Genomic DNA, 14,439 nt, shown 5'->3' with positions numbered 1-14,439 from the left:
TTTCGCAAGGAATAGGTTGCAGCACAGGAGGTACTTATGATCATTTCATAGGTTAAGGTAGTCAAATCGATATATCATGACGAAGGTGTGATTCTATTGGGTGCTCTCCTCTACTCAGAGCAACGTGCAATGGTTTTGGCCCCCCATGCGGATGATGAGACACTCGGTTGCGCCGGTGTCATTCAGAAATATATTCGCCACGGCAGCCCGGTTCGAATCGTTATAGCTTCTTTCACCCTAAGCGATTCCAAGCGTTACAGGAAGGAAGAAAAAGGCTACGGCATCTATAGCGGAAAGACGCGAATTATTGAATTGAAGGAAGCGATGAGCCTGCTCGGGGTTACGGATTATCATATCCTTTACCCGGACCAAACCGGCAAGCAGCTTTACGACAGCAGGCTGGACCGTATCCCGCGGGTGGAGCTGGTCTCCAGACTCGAGCGCCACATAGAGGAATTTCGTCCGACTGTCCTGTACATTCCGTCCATTACGAAGCATCAGGATCACGAAGCTCTTCATCAAGCTGCCATGGCGGCGGCGCGACCTTATTTTTGGAATGGCACCATCCTGGTCTATGAGACCGACGGAGAGCTTGCGTTTCAGCCGAATCTATATATTCCCCTTACGGAAGAAGCAATGAACTTAAAAATGAAAACGTTGGAAGCCTATCAGACCCAGATCGGGTCATTGCGGCACCCGGTTCATCCGGATAGCCTTCTGCATAAAGCCAAATTCCGCGGCAGTCAAATTTTCGAGGAATACGCCGAAGCGTTTCAAATCATCCGGCTGCACGGGTAACGTCCCGCTATGTTGCAGTTATAAGGAGAGACTTGCATGCATACGGCTCCGAATCGAGCGAAAGCCCGCATACCGGGCATCAGCGTAGTGACCTGCACGAACAAACCAAGCTTCTTGCGGACTATGTTCGAGAATTACAACAGGCAGAGATGGGGGAATAAAGAGTGGATCATTGTCGTGAACAGCGATCGGGCTGATCTGGGCCGATACAAGCAAATGGCGGCGCAGCTCAAGCATGTCCGTGTATATCGGCTTCCCGCCCGGCGCACATTGGGAGCGTGCCTGAACTTTGCCTCGGCCCTTGCTAAACATGCCTATATCGCCAAGATGGATGACGACGAGTACTACGCACCCGGTTATTTGCCCGATATGATGCGGGCATTCCGAAAATCGGGGGCCGATGTCGTAGGGAAAAGGGCCTATTTCATTCACTTAAGCGGCAAGCGTCTGCTCATTCAACGCTTCCATGCACAGAACCGATTCGTTCCTATTCTTGCCGGGGGCACCTTGGTCTACAAAAAAACGGTATGGAGGCAAGCGAGGTTCGCCAATCGCTCGCTGGGGGAGGACGTTCGGTTCTGCAGAGCCTGTCGAAGAAGAGGCTTTAAGCTATATGCCGGAGATCGTTATAATTTCTGCGCGTTGCGGCGAAAGCGGCCGAACAGCCACACTTGGAAGAAGAGCGATCAACAGTTTTTAGCCCATTCTCAAACGAGAATCATCGCGCATGGCGACAATTACAGGAAATATGTCGTTCGATAATGGGAGGGAGCTAAGTGAGTCTGAAAGCGAACCGGCCCCAGGGAGTGTCGGTCATCACTTGCACGAATCGCCCGCAGTTCTTCGGCATGCTGATCGCCAACTACAGAAGGCAGCGATTTGAACGCAGGGAACTTATCGTCGTCTTGAACAAGGATAGCATGGATTTGTCGGAATATCGCCGGAAGGTTTCTTCTTATCGCCATATATCGGTCTATAAGGTTCCTGAAAAGTTTACTCTGGGTAGCTGCCTGAATTATGGAATCGGCAAAGCGAAATTTCCGATCATCGCCAAGTTTGACGACGACGATTACTACGCGCCCAATTACCTTGTGGAACAAGTAAGGGCTCTACGCCGAACAGGCGCCGACATTGTCGGGAAAGGAGCTCATTTAAAATTTTTCGAAGGGAAGCGCCTGCTTGCCATCACAACTCCCTCTCAGAGAAATAAATACGTGAAGGATGTGGCGGGAGGCACGCTTCTGTTCAGGAGGCGGCTGCACAACCACGTTCGTTTTGCCGATCGGACGCTCGGTGAGGATACCAACTTTTTGCAAAGAAGCCGGTCTAAGGGATATAGGCTGTACGCCACCTCTCCTTATAATTTTGTCGGTATTCGGAGGGCAAATAAAAAGAGCCACACGTGGACCTTGAGTGACAACATCGTGATGAAGGGAAGCTTGTTTGTAGCAAGGACAACTCGCTACCGCAAGTGGGCGAATCGACCGGTTGCCAATAAAGGATAGTTGGGGTCGAGGATCGGATTAATGTTGGGCAAATACAATAGCCCCGACTCGTTTATTGCGCATACTTTCAAAATCATAAGGGTTATCCTCCAAGCGGTCGGTTCATTCGACTGCTTGGCGGATAACCCTGTTTTTATCGGTCAGCCTCGCAGCCCGTATAGCGTGCTTTGGTACAAAGGCCCAAAAAATGGGCGTTTGCATCAGTAACAAAAGCGGATCCTGCTCCATAAATTGAGATCATCATCCGATACCGTTAAAACTTTCTTTACGCCAGTAACCGAAATCACACAAAAAAAACGGAGGTTATAACAATGAGTGAATTCAAAAATGAACTCGAGCAGTTGAGCGTTTCCCAATTTCAGGCCGGCCAGATGACGCCTTGGAATCAACAAAGCCAGTATCAGGCGGCGGCCCAATATCCGGTGGGTCAAAATGTGACAGATCCGTCTCGGCTCTGTGTCGGTTTCGGCGGATTTTGCGCCGGGTTTTGCGCAGGATTTTGTGGCGGGTTCTGTGCCGGGTTCTGCGGAGGATTTTGCCAGCATCAATGCGGAGGGTTTTGCCATCATCAGTGCGGGGGATTTTGTCATCACCACTGCGGTCGTTGACTCCGCCATTTCAAACTTTATCGCCGCTGCTGGAAAAGAAGTGTTCGCCCCTGTACAGACATTGTGCTTACAGGGGTTTTTCTATGACATTAGGGACAAATACGTATACATATGATAACGATGAACGGATAACACAGGTCGCCGGATAGCTCACCAGAGGAGGAAGGAAATGAATAATTTGACACCGGCCGCGCGTTTGAAAGTAAACGGGGATACGTTTTCTCTCCCGGTTCCCGACAAGGGCGTTTATTTCCGGAATAACGTAGGTACGTTTCGATTGGAAGGCGAAATGATCGATCGGTGGATTGAAAAATTGATCCCTATGTTCAACGGGGAAAACACACTCGCGCAGTTGACGGACGGATTGTCGCCCCCATACCGGGAACGGGTGTATGAAATCGCGGAGGTGCTGCTCGACAAGGGCTTCGTAAGGGATGTGAGCCAAGATATGCCGCATCAGTTGCGGGACGATATTATACATAAATTTGGCTCGCAGATAGCCTTTTTGGACAGCTTCGGTCATTCCGGGGCCTATCGGTTTCAAAGCTATCGCAAGACCGGCGTATTAGCGGTAGGTTCAGGCCCTTTTTTCGTTTCGTTGGTTTCTGCTCTGCTGGAGTCCGGACTCCCCAAGCTCAGCATGCTGATTACGGACTCGATGCCAACCAACCGGAAGCGGCTGGCGGAGCTGGCAGAGCATGCCGGAAAGTCGGATGTCGAGGTGGAGGTGCGGGAAGCGTCTTTGCCGGACAAAGGATCGATTGATTGGCGGGAGCTTGTTCGGCCCTTTCAGTCCATTCTGTATGTATCTCATGATGGAAATATCGAGGAGCTGCGTATGCTTGAAGCGGTATGCAAAGAGGAGAGGAAGACGCTCCTCCCTGCTATGCTCCTGCACCAGACAGGAATGGCAGGCCCGCTCGTACAACCGGAATCCCGATCGAGCTGGGAATCGGCGTGGCGCCGCCTGCACCGGACCGAGGTATTTAAAGACCCGACGCTGCATGTGTTCTCGTCCACAGCGGGCGCGATGCTCTCGAATGTTATCGTGTTCGAACTATTTAAGTCGGTTACGGGGGTGATTGAACCGGAGCTGAGGGACTCCGTATACTTGCTGGACTTGGAGACGTTGGAGGGAAGCTGGCACAAGCTCATGCCGCATCCTCCGGCAAGGGATAGTGCGGGTATTCCAGTCGAGTGGATTCAAGATTTGGAAGCGCGGCTTGAAGGCGGCCTCGAGGCGAGCGTATCGAACGGACTGTTCCCCTATTTTAACCGGCTGACGTCAAAGCAGACAGGAATCTTCCATATTTGGGAGGAAGGGGATTTGAGGCAGCTCCCGCTCTCTCAATGCCGAGTTCAAGCGGCCGATCCGCAGAGTGAAGGGCCTGCCGATTTGCTGCCGGAGATAGTATGCAACGGCTTCACGCACGAGGAGGCGCGACGGGAAGCGGGACTGACCGGGATCGAAGCGTATGTGTCGCGATTGGATGGTGCGCTCGTTGGCTTTGGCTTGAAGCGTCCTATCGCCATCGGAGTAGGGGAGACGGTCGCTGAAGCCGTTGTACGCGGACTCCAGGCAAATTTGGCCGGCGAATTGACTGTGCGGTATGCAGCTGTGAAACCTACCGTGACCCCGGTGCAGTTGGGTCCGGTGGAGGATGATCGATGCCGGTTTTATTTGCAGGCGTTGACCCGGATGCAGGGAGCGCCGATTATCGGCATGGGAGAGGAAGTATCGGGGTTCCCCGTTGCGTGGGTCGGTTCTCGCGATCGCTGGTACGGCTGTGTCGGACTGAATCATACAACAGCACTCAGGAAAGCGCTGCAAGCGGCATTGCTTAGAGTGCAGAATCAATCGGACTGCCGCGCGACCCAAACGGTGGAGGTTTCGTCGGTCCTGCAAGGAAAAGGGGCGCCTCTTCGCATTGTACTTCCGCCCAGTGAAGGGATAGTTCGACCTGCAGCTTTGCGCGATGCTTTACATGTACTGAAAAGAAACAACCGGCATCTTTGGATTGCGGATATGGCGATAGAGCCGTTTTTGAAAGAAATACCGGGCGCGGTAATCGGCGTAGTGCTGAGAGAGGGGGAAGCTTGATGCTTGGTGTCGTGGCCGTTGTCGGAGAAGGGATCTTGGCGGATCTGGTGTGCAAGGAGCTTTTCGACGTATGCGAGCTCGTACGCGTGCCCGATCTCGGGGCAGAAAAACTGAAAACAACGGACCTGGCATTGGTTCTGCACGATGCCTGGCACCCCTCCGTTCACCGCGAGGCGGAAGACGTTTTACAGAAAGCGGGCATTCCATGGTTGCGGGGCTTTCTTGCATTCGGCGAAGGGATTGTCGGGCCGCTGGTTCGTCCGGGAGCGGCGGGATGCTCCCAATGTGCGGACATTCGCAGCCATATGGCGGGTCGCGATCGCAAGGAGATGTGGAGACTGCGGCAGCAGCTGGCAGAGGCCGGGGGAATCCCAAGTGACGCTTGGGCGTCGCGCACAGGGCTGTTGCAAATGACGCACCTGATCGTTGCGGAGTCGCAAAAGGTGTTGCAAGGCATTCGATCTCGTTACGAAGAACGGGTGTATTATTTCGACATGAAGACACTGAGAGGCACAAGCCACTACTTTCTGCCGGCCCCGCAGTGTCCGGTTTGCGGAAGGCTGCCGGCCGATTCGCGAGAGGCTGCCCGGATTGTCTTGGGGCCAAGTCCGAAGATCGGCGGGAACAGCTACCGCAGCCGTTCGCTGGAAGACTTGAAGAAGGCTTTGACAGAGCAGTATTTGGATTACCGGATCGGTTTCTTGAATGGAAAAATGATGGATCTCATGTCGCCTTTTGCCGATGTGAGCGTAAATCTTCCTTTGTTCGGAAGCGACGAGGCGACGGCGGGCCGAACGCACTCCTATGCGGACAGCGAGCTTACCGCCATAATGGAAGGGTTGGAACGGTACTGCGGAATCGCGCCCCGCAGCAAGCGGACGGTGATCCGGGACAGCTACCGCAACTTGGCGGATCATGCGCTCAATCCGGTCGCGGCAGGGCTGTACGCGAAGGAACAATATGAGCGGCCCGGTTTTCCGTTCACTCCGTTCGATCCCGACCAGCCGATCGATTGGGTATGGGGCTATTCGTTTTTGCAGGAAAGTCCGATTATGGTGCCTCAGCAGCTCGCTTATTACAGTTCGAGCTGCGGACAAGGATTCGTCTATGAAACGTCCAACGGCTGCGCATTGGGCGGCAGCTTGGAGGAGGCCATTTTTTACGGCATTATGGAAGTCGTGGAGCGGGACTCCTTCCTGTTGACCTGGTATGCGCAGCTGCCGCTTCCGCGTCTCGACCCTTTCTCCGCGGGAGACCGGGAATTGGAGCTGATGATCGGCCGTTTACAGGCCGTGGCGGGATTCGATCTGTTCTTATATAACGCTACTATGGAGAACGGGATACCCAGCGTTTGGGCATTGGCGAAGAACACGAAACCGAAGGGGGTAAATCTCGTCTGCGTAGCGGGAGCGCATCCGGATCCGGTACGGGCTGCGAAGAGCGCGGTTCATGAATTGTCGGGGATGACACTGACGCTTGACGACAAATTCGAAGCGAACCGTGCGGAGTATGAACGTATGTTTCACGACCCGATGCTGGTGCGGGATATGGAGGACCATTCCTTGTTGTACAGCTTGCCGCAGGCTCAGGAACGGCTCCGATTTTTGCTCGAGGAAAACCGGCCTCTGCGTACGTTCGAAGAAGAATTCAAGCGGCGGCCCAAGCATTCCGACCTGACCGACGACCTGAAGGACATTCTTCGATCGTTTCGCAAGCTCAACCTCGATGTGATCGTAGTGGACCAGACAACTCCGGAATTGAAACGAAACGCGCTGCATTGCGTGAAGGTGCTGATTCCGGGGATGCTGCCTATGACGTTCGGTCATCATCTCATCCGAGTGGAAGGACTGGAGAGGGTGCTGAGGGTTCCTGCGGAGCTCGGCTATTTGAAGCAGCCGCTGCTAAGGGAGCAGCTCAATCCGCATCCGCATCCGTTCCCATAACTTGCCCAAGGAGGGAAAAGGATGAGTCTGGAATCGTTTCTGCATAATCTCCATGCGAAGCCCTCCCAGTCCAGACCGCCCGACTGGGAGGTCGATTGGGCGGATGCACCGCTTAAATATAAGCTGTATCGCGGCTTGCCGACGGTTTCGTTATCCCCTGAAGTGCCTCTTGCGCTGGGAAGCCGGAATATGTCCGGCAAACCCGATTTAACCGGTATCGGTCATATGCTGTGGTACATTTACGGGTTGACGCAAATGAGCCATTCATGCGCTGCCGATCCCATGCACCAAACAGCGAGTCCATTGCAAATGCATCGGCGTTTCGTACCTTCGGGCGGGGGGCTGTATCCGAACGAAATCTATGTGTATTTGAAGACAAAGGATGCTCCTGACGGAATTTATCATTATGATGCGGCGCATCACCGTCTGATACTGCTTCGTCAAGGCGACTTTGACTCCTTTCTCGCCCGCGCTCTTGGAAACCGCTGCAAGGTGTCGGCTTGCTTCGGCACTATTTTCGTATCGACCGTATTTTGGAGAAATTATTATAAATACAATGACTTCTCCTATCGGCTGCAAGGGCTGGATGCCGGCGTGCTGATCGGACAATCGCTTGAAGTGGCGGAACGGTTCGGGTTTGCGGCAAGGGTGTATTTTCAATTTCTTGATCGGGCGGTTAACCATCTGCTCGGGCTATCCGATCGGGAGGAGAGCGTGTATGCGGTAATTCCGCTTTCCATGGAAGCCGCGACAACCTGGTTTTCCGATAGGAGCGGCGGAATAGGGGATGTCCGTGCAGCTGAGCTGTGCCGGGAGTTGGAAGCCGTCCGGCATAATCATTACGTGCGATCTCGGAAAATCAAGCCTTACCCGATGCTGATCCAAATGAACGAAGCGTCCATGATAGAATTCCCGGAGGCTTTCCGGCAGATCGGAACGGTGCCGGACGCCGACAGCGGGGTTCGGGCGACATACTTGCCCCGGGCAGACAGTCTGATGTACGATTTGGCCGCTATTTGCCGAAAACGATATTCACCCGAGTCGGAGTTCGTTTTGAACCCAATAACGTCAGCGCAAGTAGGGGCACTGCTGCACGATGCCACGGCTTCCTGCAAGTATCGCAATGATTTGGACGGACCCCATGAAAATTTTATTTCGCGCGTCCTGCTGTATGTTTGTACGTCTAAGGTTGAGGGCGTACCGGACGGATCATACCGCTATGACGCAGTCACGCATGCGTTAAGGCGGATATACTCCGGAGATCACAGAGCGAGGCTTCAGCAGGGAATGTATCTGGACAACGTCAATCTATTCCAAGTACCGCTTTGTCTGCATGTGACGGGTAATAAAGATTTCTTCAAGCCCGAATTAGGGTACAGGGGATACCGCATCCAGCAGATGGAGGCGGGTATACTCGTGCAGCGGCTGCTATTGGCGGCGTCCGCCGTAGGATGGGGAGGACGCCCGCTGCTCGGATTTAATGCCGATAACTGCGATGAGATCTACAAAATCGCGCCTCAAAGGAAAACTAGTCTGATCCAGATTCCGATCGGTCCTTATCGTTCTTGCTCTCGATTAGAGGGAGGCTTGCATGCATAACGGCGAGTTTTATGCATCGGTGGCGATATGTAAAGCAAAGCAAGCTGACGCCGTATAGACCGACGCCAGCTTGTTGCTTTGTGAGTATCCTGGTACAGGAAGTAATTAAATAAATGCTCTCGAAACGATTACCAGCAGGATGAAAAGAACGAGGATCACACCTGTGCTGGTCCCCAATCCGAAACCTCCACAGCTAAAGCCGCCACAGCTAAAGCCGCCTATTCCACCGATACCAGACATTTTGCCACCACCTTGCCTTCATTTTCGACTACACAGACATTGTATGAACTTGAATCCAAATGGATTGGACGAATGCCCTGAAGCGATACTTATCTTGAAACGTATCGGTCATTGCGACTGGAGGCTTGCCCGTGAAAAAAACCGTGTCGGTAATTGGTGAAGGCATACTGGCCGATCTTGTTGGCCAAGAGCTGTCCGGCATGTTTGAGGTCGTCGCTCAGTCCGATTTCTCCCCGGATATACCGAAATCGGCACAACTGATCGTAATCGTCTACGATGGTGAACGCTCTTCCGATTATCTGGATGCGGAGGAATTGTTAGTGCAGACCGGGATCCCTTGGCTGCGCGGTATTACTCGGTTCGATGAAGGTATCGTGGGACCATTGGTTCGGCCCGGAATAGCGGGATGCTCCCTGTGTGCGGATAATCGTCGTCAACTGGCAGGACGCGACCCCTCCCGGGGATTGAGTACGTCGATTTCGGGACTTCGGCATGTAGCGCATTTGCTTATGTCGGAGGCGCAAAGAGCGCTGCAGGGCTCCCGGGCCCGTTTGCAAGAGCATATGTTCATCATCAATCTGAATACGCTGGAGAGCACGCTCCACTTTGTTCTGCCTGACCCGTTATGTCCGGCGTGCGGCATATTGCCCGATGATTCATCGAAAGATGCCCGGGTTTCTTTGCAGCCGAGACCGAAGACGGCCGTGGGCAGTTTCCGCTGTCGTCCGCTGGAGGACATGAAGTCATCCGTCAGGCACTATGTGGATTCACGGACGGGTCTGATTAACGAAAACATGCATGACCTCGCAGCGCCGTTTGCTTCCGTAGCCATGAATCTGCCGTCCTTCGCATTTGGGAATGAGGTGACGGCCGGTAGAAGCCACATTTATGCTGACAGTGAATTAACCGCTCTGCTGGAGGGCTTGGAGCGGTACTGCGGTCAGGTTCCGCGAGGAAAAAAGACCGTAATTTGCGAAAGCTTCAATAATGTAGCCAATGAAGCGCTCGACCCCGTCAAGGTAGGGTTATATTCAAACGAACAGTATGCGCAGCCTGATTTTCCGTTCGAACCGTTCGAACCTGACGCCCGGATCGATTGGGTATGGGGTTATTCGTTTTTGCAGGAACGCCCGATTCTGGTTCCGGAGACTCTCGCGTATTACAGTTCGGGCTTCGGGGGAGGATTTGTACAAGAAGGCTCCAACGGGTGTGCGATAGGCGGTAGTTTGGAGGAAGCGATCGTATATGGAATTTTGGAGGTAGCAGAACGTGACGCTTTTCTGATGACCTGGTATGCCAAGCTTCCGCTCCCTCGTCTGGACCCCGGTTCCTCCGACGATTTGGAGCTACAGCTGATGATAGAAAGACTGCGCGCAGTGGCCGGTTATGATGTGCATTTGTACAACATGACAATGGAGAATACGATTCCTGGCATTTGGGCGCTGGCCAAAAGCGGCAACCCGGGGAAACTGAACCTTATATGTGCCGCCGGAGCCCATATAGACCCGGTACGGGCAGCGAAAAGCGCCGTTCATGAGTTGGCGGGCATGTTGTTCATGCTTCAAGAAACTTTTGAGGAGACCCGTAAGGAGACGGAGCAAATGTACGACGATCCGTCATTGGTACGGCAAATGAAGGACCATGCCATGTTGTACGGTTTGCCGCAATCGGAAGAACGACTGCAGTTTCTGATAGGTACGGATCGTCCGGTACAGACGTTCCAAGAAGGGTTTGGGAGGCACGCAGCTGCTGCCCATGCCGACTTGACCAATGATTTAAAGGACCTTTTGCACGTATTTCGCCAATTGAAGCTCGATGTGATCGTGGTGGATCAGTCTTCGCCGGAAATCGTACGAAACGGCCTTCGTTGTGTAAAAGTATTGATACCCGGGATGCTGCCGATGACGTTCGGACATCATCTTACCCGATTAACCGGGCTGGAGAGAGTTTATAGAGTACCGATGGAACTGGGGTATACGCAGCGGCCTATGACGGATGCGCAGCTAAATCCGTATCCTCATCCTTTTTTATGAGGACCGGTTTACGGGAAAAAGGGATGAGAAACCGCTGAAGAAGCTAAATCCGATGAGCCTTTCGGTATTCCGAAGGGCTTATTTTCATCGCTTTGACGAAGACGCGAATGGCGCAGAGACCGAGTGGAGATGACGGGCCTGCTCGAGTCCATGTGGCGCCCTCCTATCGCAAAAAAGTATATGAATTAATATAATCTTGTGCATGGGTTTTGCCGAGGAGGAGCGATAAGATTAAAACATGGAACCTGATCATTTCCCGGTTTCATACACTTTGTTTAACCCTATCAAGGGGACGGCAGGAAAGGCGTCAAAGCGGGGATGACGCGGATGAAACAGAAGTCTGTTCGCAAAAATAGGCAGGCTGGCGAGCCGGGAGAGCGTTCTAAAGTCGGCATTTCTAGCACATAGGAGGCGAGCGCATGAATCCAGAAGGATTGATTTGCTTTTGGGATTTTCAGGAGGAAGCGGGACAGGACCGCGTCTCGCGCGGAAGCTGCAAGTACGGGCTGCGGGAGAACAATGGACCGATCGTCCGGGTGGAGGATGGCGTGTTCGGTCCCTATGCGGCTCGACTGGACTTCGGCCAATGGTTCAGCATCCCTCGGGCGCTATGCCCCGCCTTGAACATGCACGGAACGGGGGGGCAAGTAACCGTGGCCGCCTGGGTCAAGTGGAGCCGCTCGCATTTCTCCCGCTGCGAAGCGATCGCCGGGATGTGGGACGAGACGCGGGCGAAGAGGCAGTATTGCCTCTTCTTGAATTTGCAAATCTGGAACAGCGGGGAGCAGGTGTGCGGCCATGTATCTTCCGTCGGCGGACCGACCCCCGGCTATAAGTACTGTATGGACGCAGCGATCGGAGCAACGCCGGTTTCGCCGGATGCTTGGCATTTCGTGGCATTCACCTACGACGGTACATATGCGCGCGCGTATCTGGACGGACGGCTGGACGAACGCGAGACGTTCAATCCGTATCGTTATGAAGGCGGACTTTTCGACGGCGGCCCGGACGGGGCCGACTTCACGGTGGGCGCGGTAGACCGATCGGGGGAGCCGGGCAACTTCTTTACCGGCCTGCTCGGCGGGCTGGCCGTATACGATCGCGCCTTGACAGCCGACGAAATCGCGCAATTAATGCGTTGAAGGCACATCTCCATCCCCGCTTCGAGTGTTGAGCACCCGAAGTGGGGGATTCTAAAGTTCAGTAACAAAGAAATTTGGCTCATTATTTGCCGAATTCGTGCATCCGGCAAGCGATTAGCGCAATGATTTTCTCATTTGCTAAGAAGCAGGTTGACAGCAGATATAAAAAAGCCTATCATAATACCCATAGGGGTATATGTATTAAACGGGTGCGCAAAAATAAAACGGACAGGGACAGCATGGCGTAGTGAAGCTGCCCTTCCCTGAGGCCCCGGTAAAACGTCGTCCTAGTCATTAGTAGGAGTAGGACTGAGACTCGGCATACGGCCAAGTGGAGAAAGAAAGGGAGCAACCTGGCGACCGTTGTGTAATAAGGATCGATATTTTGACTTGACAAGGAGAGATATACGATGGCAGGCCCATTTTCAAAAGCGATAACTGCGGAAGAAGTAAAGGAGCGTCTGGAGCAGGGGGTGGCCAATATGACAGGGGGCATGTCCCAGTGGGGCGGCCAGGTGAAATACGGAAGCTGAGCACGAATTTTTTTTACCTTTTTTAATACCTATACGGGTATGGGTAATTGAGCAAGTATCATAAACCTAAGTTGGAGGTAATGAACATGACCGCACCCGAGATTAAAACCGATTTGATGCTGGATTGCAAAGGGCTGGCCTGTCCGATGCCGATTGTCCAAACGAGAAAAGCGATCGAGCGGCTTGAGGCCGGCCAAGTCATGGAGATACAGGCAACGGATAAGGGATCGCTCGCCGATCTTCGGGCATGGGCCGCAAAAACGGGGCACCAGTATTTGGGTACGATTCAGGAAGGCGACGTACTGAAGCATTATCTTAGGAAGGCGAGCCCGGGCGACGCGAAGGAGCAAACTATATTCCCGCATATCGTGGCGAATGAGGCGCTGCGACATATGCTCGGCCAGGGCGAGGCGATTGTCGTTCTGGATGTCCGGGAACCGGCGGAATACGCGTTCGGCCACATCCCCGGCGCTATGTCCATTCCGCTTGGGGAGTTGGAAAGCCGACTAACGGAATTGGATCCGGAACAGGTGGTTCACGTCATTTGCCGAACAGGGATGCGAAGCGATCTTGCCTGCCAACTGCTCGCCGACAAGAGCTTCGGGCGCGTAAGCAACGTTGTCCCCGGCATGTCGGGCTGGAACGGTGCGGTGGAGCGAAGTGTTTAAGAAAGCTCAAAAAGCTCAAACAAATATGCCGCATACGGCGGCTTAACTTTTTTAGCGAAGGGGATTTTGCACATGGCTGCGGGAGCACATTTGAGAGGAATGACGGCCCGACAGGTCGCGCGGATCGTTTTGGATAGGGAACCGTTGTTTATACTCGACGTTCGCAATGAGGGCGATTATAGCGATTGGAAGATAGAAGGGGAGCGCGTCGCTTCGATTAATATTCCGTACTTTGACCTGTTGGACGGGGTAGAAGTCGCGCTCGGGAAAATTCCGACAGAGGATAGAGTGCTGGTCGCTTGCGCTAAGGAAGGCTCGTCCAAGTTCGTCGCCGAACAGCTTATCAAAGCCGGTAGGGGCGATGTCTACTATTTGGAGGGCGGCATGAAGTCGTGGAGCGAGCATTTGGAACCGGTCAAAATCGGCGACTTGAAGCAGGGCGGCGCCTTATATCAATTCGTCCGTCTCGGAAAAGGCTGCCTTTCTTACATGATTGTCAGCGGCGGCGAAGCGGCCGTCGTGGATACGGTCAGATTGACCGAGGTATACTGCAGCTTCGCTGCACAAAAAGGGGCACGGATCAGGCACGCCATCGATACGCATCTGCACGCCGACCATATTTCCGGAGGCAGGAAATTAGCCGAGCAAGTCGGGGCAACGTATTGGCTGCCGCCAAAAGACGCCGATGAAGTCGTATTTGATTACGCAAAATTGGAGGACGGAGCCGAGATTGCGGTCGGCGATGCCAGAATCAAGATTGAAGCGGTATACTCGCCGGGGCATACGATAGGAAGCACCTCATTTGTCGTAGACGATCAATATTTGCTGACAGGCGACATCTTGTTCCTCGAATCGATAGGTCGTCCCGATTTGGCGGGAAAAGCCGACGATTGGATCGAAAATCTCCGGAATACGTTATACAAACGATATACAGAGCTGCCGGAGGAGTTGCTTGTACTGCCGGCTCACTTCGGGAAGATTACCGAGCTTGGCGAGGACGGGAGCGTACGCGCTCGGCTGGGCGACCTGTACGCCAAAAATCCGGGCTTGAACATGCCGGATGAAGCCGAATTCCGCCGTGCCGTAAAGGAGCATCCGCCTCAATATCCGAATTCGTACCAAGAGATTCGCCAGACCAATATGGGCATCATTCAACCGGCCGAGGAGCGGCAGCGCGAAATGGAAATCGGTCCAAACCGCTGCGCCGTCCACGATAAATAAGGGGAAACGACATGGGAACACGTCTCATTGTAAAAACATTATTCGGGG

General features: G+C 53.5%; 13 protein-coding genes. 11 read left to right on the top strand and 2 right to left on the bottom strand.

Annotated features, from left to right (window positions below):
- Positions 1-129: 129 nt before the first annotated feature.
- Genes FE784_RS13235 through FE784_RS13225 form a run of 3 tightly spaced genes read left to right on the top strand, consistent with a single transcriptional unit; the run spans position 130 to position 2,303 of the window.
- Positions 130-798 carry a PIG-L deacetylase family protein gene (locus tag FE784_RS13235; RefSeq protein WP_139602677.1) on the top strand — a complete coding sequence of 223 codons (669 nt, stop codon included), beginning with the start codon at positions 130-132 and terminating at the stop codon, positions 796-798.
- Positions 799-834: 36 nt separating this feature from the next.
- Positions 835-1,560 (top strand): glycosyltransferase family 2 protein, encoded by a 726-nt coding sequence (locus tag FE784_RS13230; RefSeq protein ID WP_139602676.1) that lies wholly within the window; start codon positions 835-837, stop codon positions 1,558-1,560.
- Between the two features lie 14 nt (positions 1,561-1,574).
- Positions 1,575-2,303, top strand: coding sequence for a glycosyltransferase family 2 protein (locus FE784_RS13225; RefSeq protein WP_139602675.1), 729 nt, complete (start codon positions 1,575-1,577; stop codon positions 2,301-2,303).
- Between the two features lie 200 nt (positions 2,304-2,503).
- Here the strand turns inward: FE784_RS13225 and FE784_RS41895 are convergent, their stop codons facing one another.
- On the bottom strand, positions 2,504-2,920 hold the full coding sequence (locus tag FE784_RS41895) for a hypothetical protein (RefSeq protein WP_246132010.1): 417 nt from the start codon (positions 2,918-2,920) through the stop codon (positions 2,504-2,506).
- Positions 2,921-3,080: 160 nt separating this feature from the next.
- On the opposite strand from FE784_RS41895, the gene FE784_RS13215 reads away from it, so the two are divergent.
- Genes FE784_RS13215 through FE784_RS13205 form a run of 3 tightly spaced genes read left to right on the top strand, consistent with a single transcriptional unit; the run spans position 3,081 to position 8,554 of the window.
- A complete protein-coding gene (locus tag FE784_RS13215) occupies positions 3,081-5,012 on the top strand; it encodes a putative thiazole-containing bacteriocin maturation protein (RefSeq protein ID WP_139602673.1) in 1,932 nt (643 codons plus the stop codon).
- Positions 5,012-6,955, top strand: coding sequence for a TOMM precursor leader peptide-binding protein (locus tag FE784_RS13210; RefSeq protein ID WP_139602672.1), 1,944 nt, complete (start codon positions 5,012-5,014; stop codon positions 6,953-6,955). Before FE784_RS13215 ends, FE784_RS13210 begins: the two co-directional genes overlap by 1 nt.
- A 21-nt stretch (positions 6,956-6,976) precedes the next feature.
- A complete protein-coding gene (locus FE784_RS13205) occupies positions 6,977-8,554 on the top strand; it encodes a SagB/ThcOx family dehydrogenase (protein WP_139602671.1) in 1,578 nt (525 codons plus the stop codon).
- Between the two features lie 105 nt (positions 8,555-8,659).
- On the opposite strand, the gene FE784_RS42620 is transcribed toward FE784_RS13205, so the two are convergent.
- Positions 8,660-8,794 (bottom strand): sporulation protein YjcZ, encoded by a 135-nt coding sequence (locus FE784_RS42620; RefSeq protein ID WP_342779100.1) that lies wholly within the window; start codon positions 8,792-8,794, stop codon positions 8,660-8,662.
- Positions 8,795-8,925: 131 nt separating this feature from the next.
- Between FE784_RS42620 and FE784_RS13200 the strand changes: the two genes are divergently transcribed.
- From FE784_RS13200 to FE784_RS13185, 5 genes are all read left to right on the top strand, one after another.
- Positions 8,926-10,827, top strand: a complete 1,902-nt coding sequence (locus tag FE784_RS13200) for a TOMM precursor leader peptide-binding protein (protein WP_139602670.1) — start codon at positions 8,926-8,928, stop codon at positions 10,825-10,827.
- A gap of 419 nt (positions 10,828-11,246) precedes the next feature.
- On the top strand, positions 11,247-11,969 hold the full coding sequence (locus FE784_RS13195; protein ID WP_139602669.1) for a LamG domain-containing protein: 723 nt from the start codon (positions 11,247-11,249) through the stop codon (positions 11,967-11,969).
- A gap of 410 nt (positions 11,970-12,379) precedes the next feature.
- Positions 12,380-12,502 (top strand): hypothetical protein, encoded by a 123-nt coding sequence (locus tag FE784_RS42390; RefSeq protein WP_281287093.1) that lies wholly within the window; start codon positions 12,380-12,382, stop codon positions 12,500-12,502.
- A gap of 86 nt (positions 12,503-12,588) precedes the next feature.
- The gene (locus tag FE784_RS13190) at positions 12,589-13,170 is read left to right on the top strand and encodes a sulfurtransferase TusA family protein (protein WP_139602668.1); all 582 of its coding nucleotides are present in this window, start codon (positions 12,589-12,591) and stop codon (positions 13,168-13,170) included.
- A 72-nt stretch (positions 13,171-13,242) separates the two neighbouring features.
- Positions 13,243-14,391, top strand: coding sequence for an MBL fold metallo-hydrolase (locus FE784_RS13185; protein WP_139602667.1), 1,149 nt, complete (start codon positions 13,243-13,245; stop codon positions 14,389-14,391).
- Positions 14,392-14,439: the final 48 nt, after the last annotated feature.

The organism is Paenibacillus hemerocallicola, assembly GCF_006265175.1.
Lineage (GTDB): Bacteria > Bacillota > Bacilli > Paenibacillales > NBRC-103111 > Paenibacillus_AB > Paenibacillus_AB hemerocallicola.
Note: the sequence above shows the minus strand (reverse complement) of the source record. Positions and strands in the feature narration are given on the sequence as shown.

Coding starts and splice junctions, on each gene's coding strand:
- FE784_RS13195 (WP_139602669.1), top strand. CDS start 11,247: ATGAATCCAGAAGGATTGATTTGCTTTTGGGATTTTCAGGAGGAAGCG.
- FE784_RS41895 (WP_246132010.1), bottom strand. CDS start 2,920: ATGGCGGAGTCAACGACCGCAGTGGTGATGACAAAATCCCCCGCACTG.
- FE784_RS13230 (WP_139602676.1), top strand. CDS start 835: ATGCATACGGCTCCGAATCGAGCGAAAGCCCGCATACCGGGCATCAGC.
- FE784_RS13205 (WP_139602671.1), top strand. CDS start 6,977: ATGAGTCTGGAATCGTTTCTGCATAATCTCCATGCGAAGCCCTCCCAG.
- FE784_RS13190 (WP_139602668.1), top strand. CDS start 12,589: ATGACCGCACCCGAGATTAAAACCGATTTGATGCTGGATTGCAAAGGG.
- FE784_RS42620 (WP_342779100.1), bottom strand. CDS start 8,794: ATGTCTGGTATCGGTGGAATAGGCGGCTTTAGCTGTGGCGGCTTTAGC.
- FE784_RS13215 (WP_139602673.1), top strand. CDS start 3,081: ATGAATAATTTGACACCGGCCGCGCGTTTGAAAGTAAACGGGGATACG.
- FE784_RS13210 (WP_139602672.1), top strand. CDS start 5,012: ATGCTTGGTGTCGTGGCCGTTGTCGGAGAAGGGATCTTGGCGGATCTG.
- FE784_RS13185 (WP_139602667.1), top strand. CDS start 13,243: ATGGCTGCGGGAGCACATTTGAGAGGAATGACGGCCCGACAGGTCGCG.
- FE784_RS13235 (WP_139602677.1), top strand. CDS start 130: ATGGTTTTGGCCCCCCATGCGGATGATGAGACACTCGGTTGCGCCGGT.
- FE784_RS42390 (WP_281287093.1), top strand. CDS start 12,380: ATGGCAGGCCCATTTTCAAAAGCGATAACTGCGGAAGAAGTAAAGGAG.